The 13866-nt window shown below is 61.0% G+C and carries 13 protein-coding genes; 5 read left to right on the top strand and 8 right to left on the bottom strand.

What is annotated here, in order from left to right:
* Positions 1 to 7: 7 nt before the first annotated feature.
* Both folK and V7756_RS15730 read right to left on the bottom strand, forming a co-directional pair.
* Positions 8 to 538 (bottom strand): 2-amino-4-hydroxy-6-hydroxymethyldihydropteridine diphosphokinase, encoded by a 531-nt coding sequence (gene folK, locus V7756_RS15735; protein WP_335611147.1) that lies wholly within the window; start codon positions 536 to 538, stop codon positions 8 to 10.
* Complete coding sequence (locus V7756_RS15730; RefSeq protein ID WP_335611146.1) at positions 538 to 1908, bottom strand: polynucleotide adenylyltransferase PcnB; 1371 nt, start codon at positions 1906 to 1908, stop codon at positions 538 to 540. Before V7756_RS15730 ends, folK begins: the two co-directional genes overlap by 1 nt.
* 204 nt (positions 1909 to 2112) lie before the next feature.
* On the opposite strand from V7756_RS15730, the gene V7756_RS15725 reads away from it, so the two are divergent.
* Positions 2113 to 2628, top strand: a complete 516-nt coding sequence (locus tag V7756_RS15725) for a hypothetical protein (RefSeq protein WP_335611145.1) — start codon at positions 2113 to 2115, stop codon at positions 2626 to 2628.
* 213 nt (positions 2629 to 2841) lie between these two features.
* On the opposite strand, the gene V7756_RS15720 is transcribed toward V7756_RS15725, so the two are convergent.
* From V7756_RS15720 to dksA, 5 genes are all read right to left on the bottom strand, one after another.
* Positions 2842 to 4278 (bottom strand): sigma-54-dependent transcriptional regulator, encoded by a 1437-nt coding sequence (locus tag V7756_RS15720; protein WP_335611144.1) that lies wholly within the window; start codon positions 4276 to 4278, stop codon positions 2842 to 2844.
* A gap of 34 nt (positions 4279 to 4312) precedes the next feature.
* Entirely contained in the window at positions 4313 to 7264 is a 2952-nt protein-coding gene (locus tag V7756_RS15715; protein WP_335611143.1) for a sensor histidine kinase, read from the bottom strand.
* A complete protein-coding gene (locus V7756_RS15710; protein WP_090475058.1) occupies positions 7248 to 7424 on the bottom strand; it encodes a hypothetical protein in 177 nt (58 codons plus the stop codon). Before V7756_RS15710 ends, V7756_RS15715 begins: the two co-directional genes overlap by 17 nt.
* Before the next feature lie 92 nt (positions 7425 to 7516).
* The gene (gene gluQRS, locus V7756_RS15705; protein ID WP_335611142.1) at positions 7517 to 8413 is read right to left on the bottom strand and encodes a tRNA glutamyl-Q(34) synthetase GluQRS; all 897 of its coding nucleotides are present in this window, start codon (positions 8411 to 8413) and stop codon (positions 7517 to 7519) included.
* A 71-nt stretch (positions 8414 to 8484) separates the two neighbouring features.
* Positions 8485 to 8928 carry an RNA polymerase-binding protein DksA gene (dksA, locus tag V7756_RS15700; RefSeq protein WP_335611141.1) on the bottom strand — a complete coding sequence of 148 codons (444 nt, stop codon included), beginning with the start codon at positions 8926 to 8928 and terminating at the stop codon, positions 8485 to 8487.
* Between the two features lie 219 nt (positions 8929 to 9147).
* On the opposite strand from dksA, the gene V7756_RS15695 reads away from it, so the two are divergent.
* Positions 9148 to 10326 carry a pyridoxal phosphate-dependent aminotransferase gene (locus V7756_RS15695; protein WP_335611140.1) on the top strand — a complete coding sequence of 393 codons (1179 nt, stop codon included), beginning with the start codon at positions 9148 to 9150 and terminating at the stop codon, positions 10324 to 10326.
* The gene (gene sfsA / locus V7756_RS15690; protein WP_442909017.1) at positions 10326 to 11027 is read left to right on the top strand and encodes a DNA/RNA nuclease SfsA; all 702 of its coding nucleotides are present in this window, start codon (positions 10326 to 10328) and stop codon (positions 11025 to 11027) included. Before V7756_RS15695 ends, sfsA begins: the two co-directional genes overlap by 1 nt.
* A 34-nt stretch (positions 11028 to 11061) precedes the next feature.
* On the opposite strand, the gene V7756_RS15685 is transcribed toward sfsA, so the two are convergent.
* Positions 11062 to 11397: a Rieske (2Fe-2S) protein gene (locus V7756_RS15685; protein WP_335611138.1), complete on the bottom strand. Its 336-nt coding sequence runs from the start codon at positions 11395 to 11397 to the stop codon at positions 11062 to 11064.
* 445 nt (positions 11398 to 11842) lie between these two features.
* Between V7756_RS15685 and V7756_RS15680 the strand changes: the two genes are divergently transcribed.
* Both V7756_RS15680 and V7756_RS15675 read left to right on the top strand, forming a co-directional pair.
* A complete protein-coding gene (locus V7756_RS15680) occupies positions 11843 to 12910 on the top strand; it encodes a hemin-degrading factor (RefSeq protein WP_335611137.1) in 1068 nt (355 codons plus the stop codon).
* A gap of 117 nt (positions 12911 to 13027) precedes the next feature.
* On the top strand, positions 13028 to 13858 hold the full coding sequence (locus tag V7756_RS15675; protein WP_335611136.1) for a heme/hemin ABC transporter substrate-binding protein: 831 nt from the start codon (positions 13028 to 13030) through the stop codon (positions 13856 to 13858).
* Positions 13859 to 13866: the final 8 nt, after the last annotated feature.

Here is a 13866-nt window from a genome sequence, read left to right as displayed (position 1 = left end):
CTACGTATCAGGGTTTGGGTGTCAAGCCCGTTTGCGCATCAGGCTGTTGTATAAAAACCGCCAATGTCTGCAGATCACCGCGTGGGCAGGCGGCGAGTAACTGCTTTAGCCCAGTGCCATCCGGCATTTGCAGCTCGGGTTGCAGCTCAGCCAGCGGGTAAAGCACGAAGGCGCGGGCGTGCATGTGATAGTGCGGCACCTGCAAACGGGGGCTGTTGATCTGCTGGTCACCGAACAGCAGTATGTCCAGATCCAGCGTGCGCGGGCCCCAGCGCTCGGCCTTGCGTACCCGGCCCTGCTGCTGCTCTATCTGTTGTAGCGCATCGAGCAGTTGCTCCGCTGCCAGATCGGTGTCCAGCGCCACCACGGCGTTGACGTAGCTCGGCTGGTCCTGTGGGCCCATGGGGGCGCTGCGGTACAGCGAGGAGCAAGCGGCGAACCGGGTATGCGGGATACGCGCCAGAGCGACGCAGGCAGCCTGCACCTGCGCCTGCGGGTCAGCCTGATTGCTGCCCAGCCCTATGTAGCAACGGATCATCAGCTGTCCGAGGAAGCATTGCTACGGGGCTTGCGACGTCCGCGTGAACGCGAACGCTTGGGCGCGCTCTTGTCTGCGCCCAGCTCACGTATCATGCTCCGGCGCTCCTCGCCGCTGGCGTCCTGATACAGCGTCCACCAGTGGCCCAGGCCATCAGTCTGCTCGCCCGCGCTTTCGCGCAACAATAGAAAATCATAGGCGGCGCGAAAGCGCGGATGCTCGAGCATCTGGTCGGCGCGTTTGCCACTGCGCCGCTCCAGGCGCGGCTGCATGTCCCAGATCTCGCGCATGGGAATACTGAAGCGCTTGGGTATGGCGGTGTGGCGGCATTGTTCGGCAAGCAGTTCGTGCGCGGCCTGCTGGTGTGCCGGGATGCTCGGGATACCCTGTTCTTCCAGATCGCGGACGCGCTGCGGCAGGGCCGGCCACAACAGCGCGGCAAACAGAAACGCTGGAGTGACCGGCTTGCCTTGCGCGATGCGCTCGTCGGTATTGGCCAGCGCCTGGCGCACCAGTGTCAGGGTGTAGTCGGGGCGATCGATGATGGCTTCATCGGTATCGGGGAACAGCGGCGCAAACAGGTCGTACTCATACAGCAGGTCAAAAGTGCGCTGACCCTGACCGCTCATCAACAGCTTGAGCACTTCGTCAAATAGCCGTGCGGCCGGAATATCGTGCAGCAGCGGCGCCATGGATTCGATGGGGGCAGCGGTATGCGGCTCTATCTCGAAACCCAGTTTGCCGGCGAAGCGGATGGCGCGCAGCATGCGCACTGGGTCTTCCTGATAGCGCTGTTCGGGCTGGCCGATGAGACGAATCAGCTGGTTGCGGATATCGTGCAGGCCATTGGCGTAGTCGTGAATCTGGCCGCTGGTTACGTCGTAGTACAGCGCGTTGATGGTGAAATCGCGGCGTTGGGCGTCCTGTTCAAAGGTGCCGTAAACGTTATCACGCAGCAATCTGCCCGACTCGCTCTGGCGCGACTGCTCGGCGCTGGTCTCTTCTTCATGGTTGGCGCGGAAGGTGGCCACTTCGATGATTTCACGGCCGAAATGCACGTGCGCCAGTTTGAAGCGGCGGCCAATGAGACGCGAGTTGCGGAAGGTCGCCCGTACCTGCTCCGGCGTGGCGCTGGTGGCGACGTCAAAGTCCTTGGGCTCGATGTTCAGCAATAAGTCGCGAACGCAGCCACCCACCGCGAAAGCCTGGTAGCCGGCCTGTTGCAGACGCTCCACCACGGTGACCGCATGCCGGCTCAGGCGCTCGCGGCGCAGGTTGTGCTGGCTGGCAGGAATGACAGTCGGGGTAGTCCGCTTGCGCTGTGGCAAGCCGAACGGGGAGGGTATTTTCTGCAACAGCTTCCGAATCATAAAGGTTGGTTTTCCAACGGCCCGTCAATGCCCGCGCGCCGGCGTGCTGGCGACCAAGGGCAATAGAATGAATGTATGAGTGTCAGCTGTGCTCGCCGGAACCACATAACAGGGTGTTCGGGCATGCGCTGGATTGTCTCAATTGGCGAGCATTCTAGCCTGAAATGGCTTGAAAGGTAAGGAACAATAGGATATGGAGCAAGGATGTGGGGCGTTACGGGGTGGTGCGATAGGGGGGGACAAGCAAGGAGAGAAAGCTCAAGGGGAGCATTCACTCCCCCTAATGGTATTTTTATTGTTGTTATAAGAGCTATATTCTTTTTCTTCACAGCAGCGGCAAATGCCGCCATGCGATTAACCCATCCCGGGTTGTCTAAACCAAACGGATTGCTTTGGAAGCTTAGGTTCAGTATCGGCCTGCATATGGCTTTGGACGGTAGGTTGCTTAGGCAACTTTTATTTTTCTCCTGTCCAACAGAGCATCCTGCTCGCGATCTGACTGCTATTCTCCAAAAAAATCAGTTTGCTGCGTCTCTCACGTTTTGTTTTTGTTGTGTGTGGAGTCGAATATTATTTTTGTTATTTGCTTTGGTTTTTATTGTTGTTGTACTGGATATAAAGCATTTGCCGTGCCAGTTTTTGAAAGTCTTTAAAAAACAATGCCTTGGTGTTTTTCCGGGTTTTGCTACCCGGGTGTTACTCCGCCGGTTGTTACCGTAAGCCTCGCAAAAGTGTTACCTGTTCCCGTGGCGACGGTAACAGTTTGGCGGGTTGAGGGTGGGTAACAGGTAACACTCGGTAGTAGCAGATCCTTGCTTGGGCAAGAAAAACGCTCTGGCTCAAGGGTTGCTTGCCCGTGTCGGAGCCTTCGCAAGGCTCCAAAACAGTCAAAAATTGGGGCGGGAAAGAACGGCTTGCAGGGTCGCGAGGGCGCTAGCTGTTGGCCGTTTTCTTGCGCGGAATGCCCAGGCGTTGGCGCCGTTCCCACAGACATTTGCGGCTGATCCCCAGTTTGTGTGCCAGTTGGGTTTCGGTCATGTGCTCCTGATGCTCCAGCACGAAGTGCTGAAAGTAATCTTCCAGCGACAGATCTTCAGCCGGTTCCTGACCGGGGTGGTCATTGTGTTGCATGTTCTGTAGCGCACTGGCCGCTTCCGAGGCGCGCTCGTACTCGGCGTCCAGCTCAATGCCGAGCAGGTCTGCAGTGATCTCGTCGTGATCGCACAGGATGGCAGAGCGCTCAATGGCGTTCTCCAGCTCGCGCACGTTGCCGGGCCAGGTGTAGTTGAGGATCGCGTGGCGAGCATCGTCGCTGAAATGCAGCCCTTGCTGGCTCACGTTGTTGGCGGCTCTTTCCAGCAATGCTTCGGCAATCAGCAGTACGTCTGCGCCACGGTCACGCAGTGGCGGCAAGCGCAGCTCGATGACGTTGAGGCGGTAGAACAGATCCTCACGGAACAGCCCCTGGCGCGCCATGGTTTTCAGGTCTCGGTGGGTAGCTGCTACCAGGCGCACGTCGACCCTGTGCGACTGCACCGAACCGACCCGGCGAATCTCGCCCTCCTGCAATACGCGCAGCAGGCGTGCCTGGGCTTCCAGCGGCAGCTCACCAATCTCGTCCAGGAACAGAGTGCCGCCATCGGCAGCCTCGACCAGGCCGGTACGGCCGGCCGTGGCCCCGGTAAAGGAGCCTTTTTCATGGCCAAAGAGTTCGGACTCGATCAGGGTTTCGGGAATGGCTGCGCAGTTGACCGAGATCAGCGGCGCCTTGGCACGCTGCGAGCGCTCGTGCATGGCGCGGGCGACCAGTTCCTTGCCAGTGCCGGATTCGCCCTGAATCAGCACGGTGGAATCGGTAGGCGCGACCTTGCTGATGCGCTTGAACAGCGTCTGCATGGATTCGCAGGAGCCGATGATGCCCATGTCGTGGCCATCGCCGGGCACGGTCGGGGGTTTTGCTGCCGCAGCGGGCTTGGCACTGGCTGGAGCGGCGCTGGCACTGGCCTGCGCCTGCTGGCGCTGGCTGCGGGCGGCAATGATGCGTTGCACGGTTTCGACCATTTCATCGTGATCGAAGGGTTTGGCAATGTAGTCCACCGCGCCCAGTTTCATGGAGTCGACCGCCGAGCGCAGGCTGGCGTAACTGGTCATGATCAGCACCGGGGTGTCGGGTGCGCGCTTGATCATCTCGGTGCCGGGGTCGCCCGGCAGACGCAAATCGCTGATGATCAGATCGAACGTATTCAGATCGTATTGCTCCGTTTCGCTGACGGAACCGGCTTCCTTGACCTGGTATTGGTGCCGCTCCAGCAGACGCTTTAGAGCGGTGCGGATAATGGCTTCGTCTTCAACTACCAGTATGTGTGACATGTAAACCTCATGCGTGACGGCGCCGGATGATGCTTCAGGCGTTGGCGCCGTTACCGATGTTGCTGTAACGCGGCAGGGTAATGGTAAAGCGGGTGCCGCGCTGGGATGTATGCTCGACTGGGCTGTCGATGGTTATCTGCCCATAATGCTCTTCGATGATGGAGTAGACCAGAGCCAATCCAAGCCCGGTCCCGGTCCCCGGCTCCTTGGTGGTGAAGAAAGGCTCGAATAGCCGATCCATTATTTCCTTGTCGATGCCGCTGCCCTGATCTTCGATCTGCAGCAGTACCTGATGTTCGTTTTCCTGGGTGCTGATGGTAATGCTGTCGCCATTGCTGCTGGCATCGCGGGCATTGCCCAGCAGGTTGATGAGTACCTGCACCAGACGCTGCGAATCACCGGAAACCCGATGCGCCGGGTTGCACAGATTAACATACTTGACCTCGGGGCCCTGTCGGTTAAGCGACAATAGGTGAACGGCCTCGTTGGTGCAGGCCGCCAGATCCACTTCTTCGTTGGGGTTCTGGTGGCGGCTGCCCACGTGGGCAAAGTTGACCAGCGATTGCACAATGCGGGAGACCCGGCGGGTCTGCTCGATGATCTGCTCGGAGGCCTCGCGCGCTTCCAGTTGTTCGGATTCGTCGCGCAGGTTCTGTGCCAGGCAGGCAATGCCGGTAATCGGATTGCCGATCTCGTGGGCCACGCCCGCAGCCAGTCGGCCAATCGAGGCCAGACGCTCGGAGTGCATCAGCTCTTCCTCCAGCATCTGGTTCTCGGTCTGATCCTCGATCAGCAGTACCAGGCCGCTGCCGCCGACATAGCCGGGCTCGTCGATGGCCGCCTTGTGCAGGCTGAGCCATTGAGTCTGGCCGTCGATCACCAGTTTCTGTTTATGCAGATGCGATGACTGGTCTTCGACAAAACGCTCGAGCAACTCGCCCCAGGGGCCGGCCAGGCTGGTCAAGCGCGAGCCGATGACGCTGTCGGCCTCGATGCCGGTAAGCGCCTGCATGGCGCGGTTCCACATCAGCACTTCGTTGTCCTGGGCCAGAGAGCAGACGCCCATGGGGAGATCCTGCAGGGTCTGGCGATGGTAGCGGCGCAAGGCGTCGAGCTCGGCGGCCAGGCCGGTCAGGCGCGAGTGATAGTCCTCCAGCCGGTTCTCGATGAAGTGGATATCTTCGGTCACGTAACCATCGCGTCCCATCTTGAACGGCAGGAAGGTCTCGATGATGTCCTGGGCCACCGAGGGGCCCATCAGCCCGGACAGGTTGGCCTCCAGCCGATCACGCAGCCGGCGCAAGGCGTAGGGACGGCGCTCGTCAAAGGGCAGCTTGAGATCGCGCAGTGCCTGCTCCACTTCATACTGGGCGGTCTTGTTACCCAGCGGCTTGGCCAGTTGCTGGGCAAATTCCTGCGGCGAAGACGCCATCAACTCCATACGCTGCGGACGGCTGACGTTGTCGACCGAGCAGGCTTCGGCGGCGCTCTGTTCTTCATTGCTGCGTTGGGTAAACAGGGAAATGAGCGTGAGCACTACTACGTTGACCGCCAGCGAACTGATAGCGGCCAGGTGCCAGGTATCGGCGTTGAAACTCAGTGTCAGGCCAAACAATTGCAGGCCGGGCAGGCTGGTGACCAGCGGTAGCAGCAGGGTCACGGCCCAGACCAGCATGCCGGCAATCAGGCCGCTGATGAAGCCGCGCCGGTTGGCCTGCGGCCAGTAGAGCACCGAGAGCGTGCCGGGCAGAAACTGCACCGTGGCGACAAAAGAGGCAATGCCCAGGTTGGCCAGATCCTGCTCGGCGCCCAACAACCGGTAGAAGCCGTAGCTGGCCATGATGATGGCGGCTATGAGGGTGCGCCGAGTCCAGAGCAGCCAGCGGTAGATATTGTTATCGGCGCTGGGCTGATACAGCGGTAGCACCATATGGTTGAGGACCATGCCCGACAGCGCCAGAGTCACCACTATGATCAGGCCGCTGGCCGCCGACAGGCCGCCGACAAAGGCCAGCAGAGATAACCACTCCGAGCCGGCGGCAACGCCCAGGCCGAGCGAGAAGTATTCCGGATTGGTGGGTACGCCAAGATGCAGGCCGGCCCAGAGAATCGGCGGCACCGCCAGGCTCATCAGCAGCAGAAACAGCGGCAGCCCCCAACTGGCTGTGCCCAGTGCACGCGGGTTGAGGTTTTCAGTGAAAGCCATGTGGTACATGTGCGGCATGACGAAAGCAGCCGAGAAAAATACCAGCAGGAGCGTGCGCCAGGGGCCTTCCTGCAGCGGTGTGTGCAGTGTGGTGAGCGCTTCCTGGTTGCTGTCGAGCCAGAGCTGCAGACCGGCCGGGCCGTCAAACACCACGTAGAGCGCGTACAGGCCGATTGCGCCGATGGAAATCAGCTTCACCAGAGACTCGAAGGCAATGGCGATCACCAGGCCTTCGTGCTTTTCGCGGGCGGAGATGTGGCGCGCACCGAAGAGAATCGCGAACAACGTGATCAACACGCAGAAGCCCAGCGCGACTGAGCCATGGCCCGATTGCTGGGTGAGTATCTGCACCGAGTCCGCCACCGCCTGGATCTGCAGCGCCAGCAGCGGTAACACGCCCACCAGCATAAAGACTGTGGTCAGGGTGCCGGCCCAGGTACTGCGAAATCGGAAGGAAAACAGGTCGGCGAGCGAAGACAGCTGATAAGTGCGGGTAATGCGCAAGATGGGGTTGAGCAGCACGGGCGCCAGCAGAAAGGCTCCGCACACGCCCAGATAATAGGTAAGGAAGCCATAGCCGTACTGGTAGGCCAGGCCGACGGTGCCGTAGAACGCCCAGGCGCTGGCATATACCCCGAGCGACAGTGTGTAGATGGCCGGGTGACGCAACACGGCTCTTGGCACCCAACCGTGTTCGGTTACCCAGGCCACGCCAAACAGCACAATCAGGTAACCAATACTGATCAGCAGCAGCTGACTCAGATCAAAGCTCATCGGCATCTTTCGGACTCTGTAGCAGCATGCCGGCGATAATCAGAATCAGCCATAGCACATAGGGGCGGTACCAGGCCCCCTGGGGTTCTATCCACCAGTCCATGATGGCTGGTGAGAACAGGTAGATACCGATTACCAGCAGCAGTACCAGGCGGTAGATATACATGGGTATCCATTGGGTTGCGGGCGGCCGCCGAGCGTGTGGCCGCTTGGGTCAGGCACTGATGGTAATCAGGCGGCTGTCCCTTGCCAAGGGCATCAGCCAAACAGCGGGTCTGGCGGCAGGCTGGGTGCGGCGCTCAGGCGCTGTGGTTGCCAGTGCGCAGTGGCCCATTGCAGCTGCTCGGCGACACTCGCATCGCGCAACGCATCCGGCGGTTGCTGAGCCAGGGCCTGCAGCGCCCGAAAGAGTTCGGCAGGTGCCTTGGCGTGATCCAGCGGCGTGGAGCCCAGGCGCTTGCTGAGCTTCTCGCCGTCGGCGCGCAGCAGCAGGGGAATATGCAGATAGCGCGGCAACGGCTGGCCCAGTAGTTGATATAGCCATTGCTGGCGCGGGGTAGAGTCCAGCAGATCGGCGCCACGCACCACATCGGTTACGCCCTGGGCGATATCGTCCAGCACCACGGCCAATTGATAGGCATAGATACCGTCTCGGCGGCGAATGATGAAATCGCCCAGGCTCGTGGCCAGGTTCTGGGTGAAGGCGGGTTGCAGGCGGTCCAGGGTGGTAATCGGCTGATCCGGCACTGTTAGCCGTACCGCGTGGTTGGTCGCAGCCGGTAACCCGCGATCACGGCAGGTGCCGGGATAGATGCCCTCGAACTCCGCCAGATCGCGCCGCGAGCAGTCACAGTAATAGGCTTTGCCTTCGCTCAGCCATAGTTCTGTTTGCGCCTCGTAGAGCTCCAGTCGGTCTTGCTGGTAGAGGATCTTCCCATCGCTGTGCATGCCGTAACACGCCAGGGTCTGGATAATCTGCGCGCTGGCGCCGGGAATGCTGCGAGGCTGGTCCAGGTCTTCGACGCGAATCAGCCACTGGCCTTGCTGATGGCGTGCGTCCAGATAGCTGGCAAGCGCAGCAACCAGTGAACCAAAGTGCAGATGACCGCTGGGAGTAGGGGCGAAACGTCCGACGTAGGGGGCTGCTGAAGACATATCGGCCGGTCAGGCGAGAGACGAGCGCAGACTGCACAGCGGCAGCCTGCGATTCAGGGGGCGCGGAAGGCTTAGCTGCCGACCTGCTTTTCCTTGATTTCTGCCAGCGTCTTGCAATCGATGCAGAGGGTGGCAGTAGGGCGCGCTTCAAGACGACGGATGCCGATCTCGACACCACAGGAATCACAGAAGCCATAATCGTCTTCTTCGATGCGCTGCAGAGTCTGGTCGATCTTCTTGATCAGCTTGCGCTCACGATCACGGGCACGCAGTTCAAGGCTGAACTCTTCTTCCTGGCTGGCACGGTCGGCCGGATCAGGGAAGTTGGCTGCTTCGTCCTGCATGTGGTGCACGGTGCGGTCAACCTCTTCCATCAATTCCTGCTTCCAGGTATTGAGGATGTTGGCAAAATGCTCGAGCTGCTGCTCGTTCATATATTCCTCGCCCTTCTTTTCTACATAAGGGACGAAGCCGCGGATCAACATTGATGTTTTTTGCTTGGCATTGCTGGGCATGAGAACCGCCTCACTTTTTGCTCTATCTTCCTGTTTCAGGTCCCACATACACAACCTGAATGACTTGGCCAAGGGCCTGCAAGCGGGCAAAGCTACCAGAAGCTGATCACCTGCGCTACTGTTTAGCGCCAGAAGGTGCAATGGCTTGTGTGCTCTGCGCTGCAGACCGGTCTCCGGCAAGTTATGATCGCCGCACATTCAGTTAGTTCAGGACAATTTATGCCGCAACAGCGCTGGACCCGCCGGGTTCAGGACATCCAGCCTTTCCATGTCATGGCGGTCCTGGCGCGAGCCAGAGAGCTTGAAGCCGCAGGACGCGATGTCATTCATATGGAGATTGGCGAGCCGGACTTTACCACCCCCGAGCCTATTGTCCGGGCGGGTCAGCAAGCACTGGCGGCGGGGCACACCGGGTATACGCCGGCGCTTGGACTGCCGGCACTGCGACAAGCGGTTGCCGGTCTGTATGCGCGCCGCTACGGCGTAGATCTGGATCCGGCGCGGGTAGTGATCACGCCCGGCGGGTCGGCGGCCTTGCTGCTGATCAGCGCTCTGCTGGTGGAGCCGGGCAAAAAGGTGCTGATGGCCGACCCCGCCTATCCCTGCAATCGCCACTTTCTGCGTTTGGTGGAAGGCCGTGCGGTACTGGTGCCGACCGGCCCGGAAACCGGCTATCAACTTACCCCGCAGCTCGTAGAGCAGCACTGGGACAGTGACTGCGTTGCGGTGCTGGCAGCCTCACCGGCCAACCCGACCGGTACGCTGTTGAGCAAGCTTGAGCTGGCGGCGCTTGCCGCTTGCTGTGGTCGCCTGGGTGCCGAGCTGATTGTGGATGAGATCTATCATGGCCTCACCTACGGCGTGGATGCCTGCTCGGCCCTGAACGTGGCCGACGATGCCTTTGTGCTCAACAGTTTCTCCAAATACTTTGGCATGACCGGTTGGCGGCTCGGCTGGCTGGTAGCGCCCGAGGCCGCGGTACCAGCTCTGGAAAAACTGGCGCAGAATCTCTACATCTGCGCTCCGCACATGGCGCAGCGGGCAGCACTGGCAGCCTTCGGTGAGGAAAGTCTGGAGATATGCGAAGTGCGTCGGCACGCCTTTCAGGTGCGTCGGGACTTCCTGTTACCGGCGCTGCGCGAACTCGGCTTCAATATCCCGCTGACGCCGCAGGGTGCCTTTTATCTCTACGCCGATATGCAGGCGCTGGGTGGCGACAGCCAGCGGCTGTGCGAGCATGTGATCGACAGCGAGTTTCTGGCGCTGACGCCGGGCCTCGACTTTGGTCAGCATCGCGCGCATGAGCATCTGCGCTTTGCCTACACTACCTCGCTGGAGCGACTGGAGCAGGGCGTTGAGCGGCTCGCGCGGGCGCTGCGAACCTGGCCGGCATGCTGATTCCCTTCGAGCTGGCACTAACCCCCGCACGCCTGATCAGGCGCTACAAACGCTTTCTTGCCGATGTAGAGCTGGTGGATGGCAGCGAGCTGACAGTGCATTGCCCGAATACCGGCTCCATGCGCAACTGCGGGCAGCCGGGCGACCGCGTCTGGTTGCGCCTGGAAAGCAAGCCCGGTCGCAAGCTGCCGGGCAGTTGGGAGCTGGTGGAAGTGGCGCCCGGCGAGCTGGCCTGCATTCACAGTGCGCGGGCCAACAAGGTTGTCGCAGCGGCGTTGCGCGCGGGGCGAATCCTGCCGCTGGCCGGCTATGAAAGGCAGCGGGCAGAAGTCTGTCTGCGCGCCGGTGGTAGCCGTTTTGACTTTGTGCTGTCGGACCCGGGCGAGTGTGTGGTTGAGGTCAAGAGTGTGACGCTGGCGCTGGGTGGCGGTGAAGGGGCTTTTCCAGATGCGGTCAGTTTGCGTGGGCAGAAGCACTTGCTGGAACTCAGCGAAATTGCCGCCAGTGGCCGCCGTGCCTGTCTGTTGTTCTGCGTCATGCACTCGGGCATAGAGTGGGTGAGACCGGCAGATGAGATCGATCCGCAGTATGGCCGTCTGCTGCGAGCGGCCGTGGCTGCAGGGGTCGAGGTATTGGCCTGGTCGGTCTGGCCCACGCCCGCTGGGCTTGAGGTGCGCGGCCAATTGCCGGTATTGCTTTAGCTGGATCGGGATGCGAGCTTGATCGCAGTCAGGTTCAGTCCAGCCACAACTGGTCGCCGCTGACACGGCAGGGCAACTGGCGTAGCGACTGCCCCACGCAGGGCCCGGCGACGCATTCGCCGGATTCCGGTAGGAAAAGCGCTCCGTGGGTGGCACATTGAATCAGCCGCCCGGAGCTGTCGAGAAACTGATCTGCTACCCATTCCAGCGGTACTCCCCGATGCGGACAGCGGTTCTCGTAGACAAACACCCGCTCGCCCTGGCGCACGGCGAACAGCGCCTTGCCCTGAAGCGTGAACCCCTTGCTGCCGAGCAGTGGCAGCTCACTCAGGTGGCAAAGGAGGGTAGGCGCGAGCTTGTCATCAGTCATGCGCCGATTATCACCGCGGTTTTTTCACTTGGCCAGTCTCACCGCCCTTCGACTGTAACCCTCAATTCTCAACAATAGCCTCCTGAGTGCCCTGCGAGCCCCACTTTGCCACCAGGCTTGTAAAGCAGTGGAGATGGCATATAATCTCCCTTCAATGCAAATGATTCTTATTTATATTTGGCTCGGAGGTAGCAATGAAGAGCGCAAGGCGCGGTGGCTCGGTACTCTGGTGGTGCGTGTTGGGTGCTTCTATCGTTGCCCATGGGCTGTGGCTGTATGTCTGTAGCGACTGGGTGCCCGGCCCGCTACCGAATCAGCCTGCCGCAGTGACAGCGCCGGTCGAGAAGCTGCAAGCAGGATTGCCCGGCGCGGCATCCAGGCAGCTTGGACGGGAGCGCAAGCTTGTCAGTACCCCTGCCGTCGGCGACCAACAGAGGATATGGATATGATGGGGCAACGGATTCATCCGGTGTTTGCCGGGATCGACTTGCTCGGAGCCTGGCAGCGACTGCGCGCCCAGCAGCCCGCCCTGCGGCTTCGCGAGGGTGCGGCGCAGCTCAATGTCAGCGAGGCCGAGTTGCTTTATGCTTCCCTTGGTCGCGGCGTGCGGCGGCTGCGCAGCGATTGGCAGGCGCTGTTGTACGCCGTGCCGGCGCTGGGAAAGGTGATGGCGCTGACCCGCAACGAGCACTGCATACATGAGCGTTGCGGCGGCTACGGAAATATTGCTGTCGACGGCAGCGGTCGCACAGCCCTGGTGATGAATGATGAAATTGACCTGCGGCTACGCCTGTGCCAATGGGCCAGCCTGTTTGCCGTGACCGAAGAGTTGAGCGATGCCCGCGTGCGGCATAGCCTGCAGATCTTCGACCTGCAGGGCCGGGCCGTGCACAAGATCTACCTGACCGAGACCAGTAATACCCCGGCGTGGCTTGACCTATGTGCCGAGTTGCAGGAAGACAGCATGGAGCCGCTGACCATTGCACCTGCAGCCGCCCGCGAGGCTGAACTTGCCGATGCGCAGGTGCAGCAGGCGGTGTTGCGCAAGGACTGGGCGCAGTTGCAAGACAGCGACGATTTCATGGCGTTGCTTGCGCGACACCGTGTGAAGACAATTCAGGCGCTGCGTCTGGCTGGCGCGCAATGGGCCCAGCGTGTGCCGGTATCAGCGCTGGCGCCAGCGCTGGAGCGGGCGGCAAGCGCGGCGCTGGGTATCACTTTGGAGGTGGGCAATCATGCCTGCCTGCAGCCGTACACGGGCCCCGTGCAACGGTTGCAGCGCTTGGGCGAGTGGTTCAACGTGCTGGATCCCGGCTTCAGCCTGCATCTGCGGGAAAGCGCAATCGAGCAGCTCTGGCGTGTTCGCAAGCCCTCGGCTGACGGCATGCTGAGCTCACTGCAGGCGTACGACGCCCAGGGCGATCTGATAATGCAGGTGACCGATGCGCGCAAGCCTAGTCAGCCGGAGGATGCCGTCTGGCGCGAGCAGGTCGATGCGCTCAGCGCCATCTGAGTTTGGTGCTGTGGATTGCCTGGCGTTGCTGGCGTGACTGGGCAGCCGAAGCGGTAATCAGCCGAGCAGCTCGGTTTATTTGATTGATGGAGCAATCCGATTCTGAAGCATTTCTCTGTGTTGTCCTTCTGCTTGTTGCTGTCGTGCGCTGCGCTGGCAGAGCCGCTGCGCCTGGTCTCCGCCGGGGCCAGTGTCACCGCGCTGGTGCAGGAACTGGAACTGCAACCGCTGTTGGTTGGAGTTGATAGCACCAGTATGCCGACGGTAGGTGATACCTTGCCGAACATCGGCTATCAGCGGCAGCTCAGCGCTGAAGGAATCTTGTCGCTACGGCCCGATGTCCTTCTGGGCTCGGAAGAAATGGGGCCGCCACAGGTATTGGCCCAGCTGCGCGAGGCGGGGGTGGAGGTGATAGAACTCAGCGCCAGGGCGGACCTGCCGACGCTGTATGCGAATATTCGGCAGATTGGTAGCCGGTTTGCGCAAAGCGCAGGCGCCGAACAACTGATCAGCCGCATTGAGCAACAGGTGCTGGCGCTGCCCGGGATTCCTGCGCAGCGACCCCGCGCCTTGTTCCTGCTTAGCCACAGTGCCGGCAGTCTGCTGGTTGCTGGCGCGGACACGGCAGGTGATAGCCTCATCCAGCTGGGAGGCATGTACAATCCGCTAGCCGTCCAGTTCGGTCAATATCGCAGCCTCTCCGCCGAAGGCCTGCTCCAGTTGCGACCGCATTGGTTGATAACGACCACCCAAAGCCTGGACACTGCCGGTGGAAAGCAGGGGCTTCTGGCGCTGCAGCCCGCGCTGGAGGCTACCCCGGCCGCGCAATCCAATCAGGTTATCGGCATTGAGGGCGCCCTGTTGGTGGGAGGCTTCAGTCCGCATATTGTCGATACGTTAGGCCAGCTACGCCGAGCTGCGGCATCGCCGGGCGCTGTTGCCCACTGACTTTAAGG

The organism is Halopseudomonas sp. (genome assembly GCF_036961105.1).
Classification (GTDB): domain Bacteria; phylum Pseudomonadota; class Gammaproteobacteria; order Pseudomonadales; family Pseudomonadaceae; genus Halopseudomonas.
This window is presented reverse-complemented; position numbering and strand designations above follow the sequence as displayed.

Bases quoted from the DNA above. Each gene is read 5' to 3' on its own strand.
- folK (WP_335611147.1), bottom strand. From the start codon at position 538: ATGATCCGTTGCTACATAGGGCTGGGCAGCAATCAGGCTGACCCGCAG.
- V7756_RS15730 (WP_335611146.1), bottom strand. From the start codon at position 1,908: ATGATTCGGAAGCTGTTGCAGAAAATACCCTCCCCGTTCGGCTTGCCA.
- V7756_RS15725 (WP_335611145.1), top strand. From the start codon at position 2,113: ATGTGGGGCGTTACGGGGTGGTGCGATAGGGGGGGACAAGCAAGGAGA.
- V7756_RS15720 (WP_335611144.1), bottom strand. From the start codon at position 4,278: ATGTCACACATACTGGTAGTTGAAGACGAAGCCATTATCCGCACCGCT.
- V7756_RS15715 (WP_335611143.1), bottom strand. From the start codon at position 7,264: ATGCCGATGAGCTTTGATCTGAGTCAGCTGCTGCTGATCAGTATTGGT.
- V7756_RS15710 (WP_090475058.1), bottom strand. From the start codon at position 7,424: ATGTATATCTACCGCCTGGTACTGCTGCTGGTAATCGGTATCTACCTG.
- gluQRS (WP_335611142.1), bottom strand. From the start codon at position 8,413: ATGTCTTCAGCAGCCCCCTACGTCGGACGTTTCGCCCCTACTCCCAGC.
- dksA (WP_335611141.1), bottom strand. From the start codon at position 8,928: ATGCCCAGCAATGCCAAGCAAAAAACATCAATGTTGATCCGCGGCTTC.
- V7756_RS15695 (WP_335611140.1), top strand. From the start codon at position 9,148: ATGCCGCAACAGCGCTGGACCCGCCGGGTTCAGGACATCCAGCCTTTC.
- V7756_RS15685 (WP_335611138.1), bottom strand. From the start codon at position 11,397: ATGACTGATGACAAGCTCGCGCCTACCCTCCTTTGCCACCTGAGTGAG.
- V7756_RS15680 (WP_335611137.1), top strand. From the start codon at position 11,843: ATGATGGGGCAACGGATTCATCCGGTGTTTGCCGGGATCGACTTGCTC.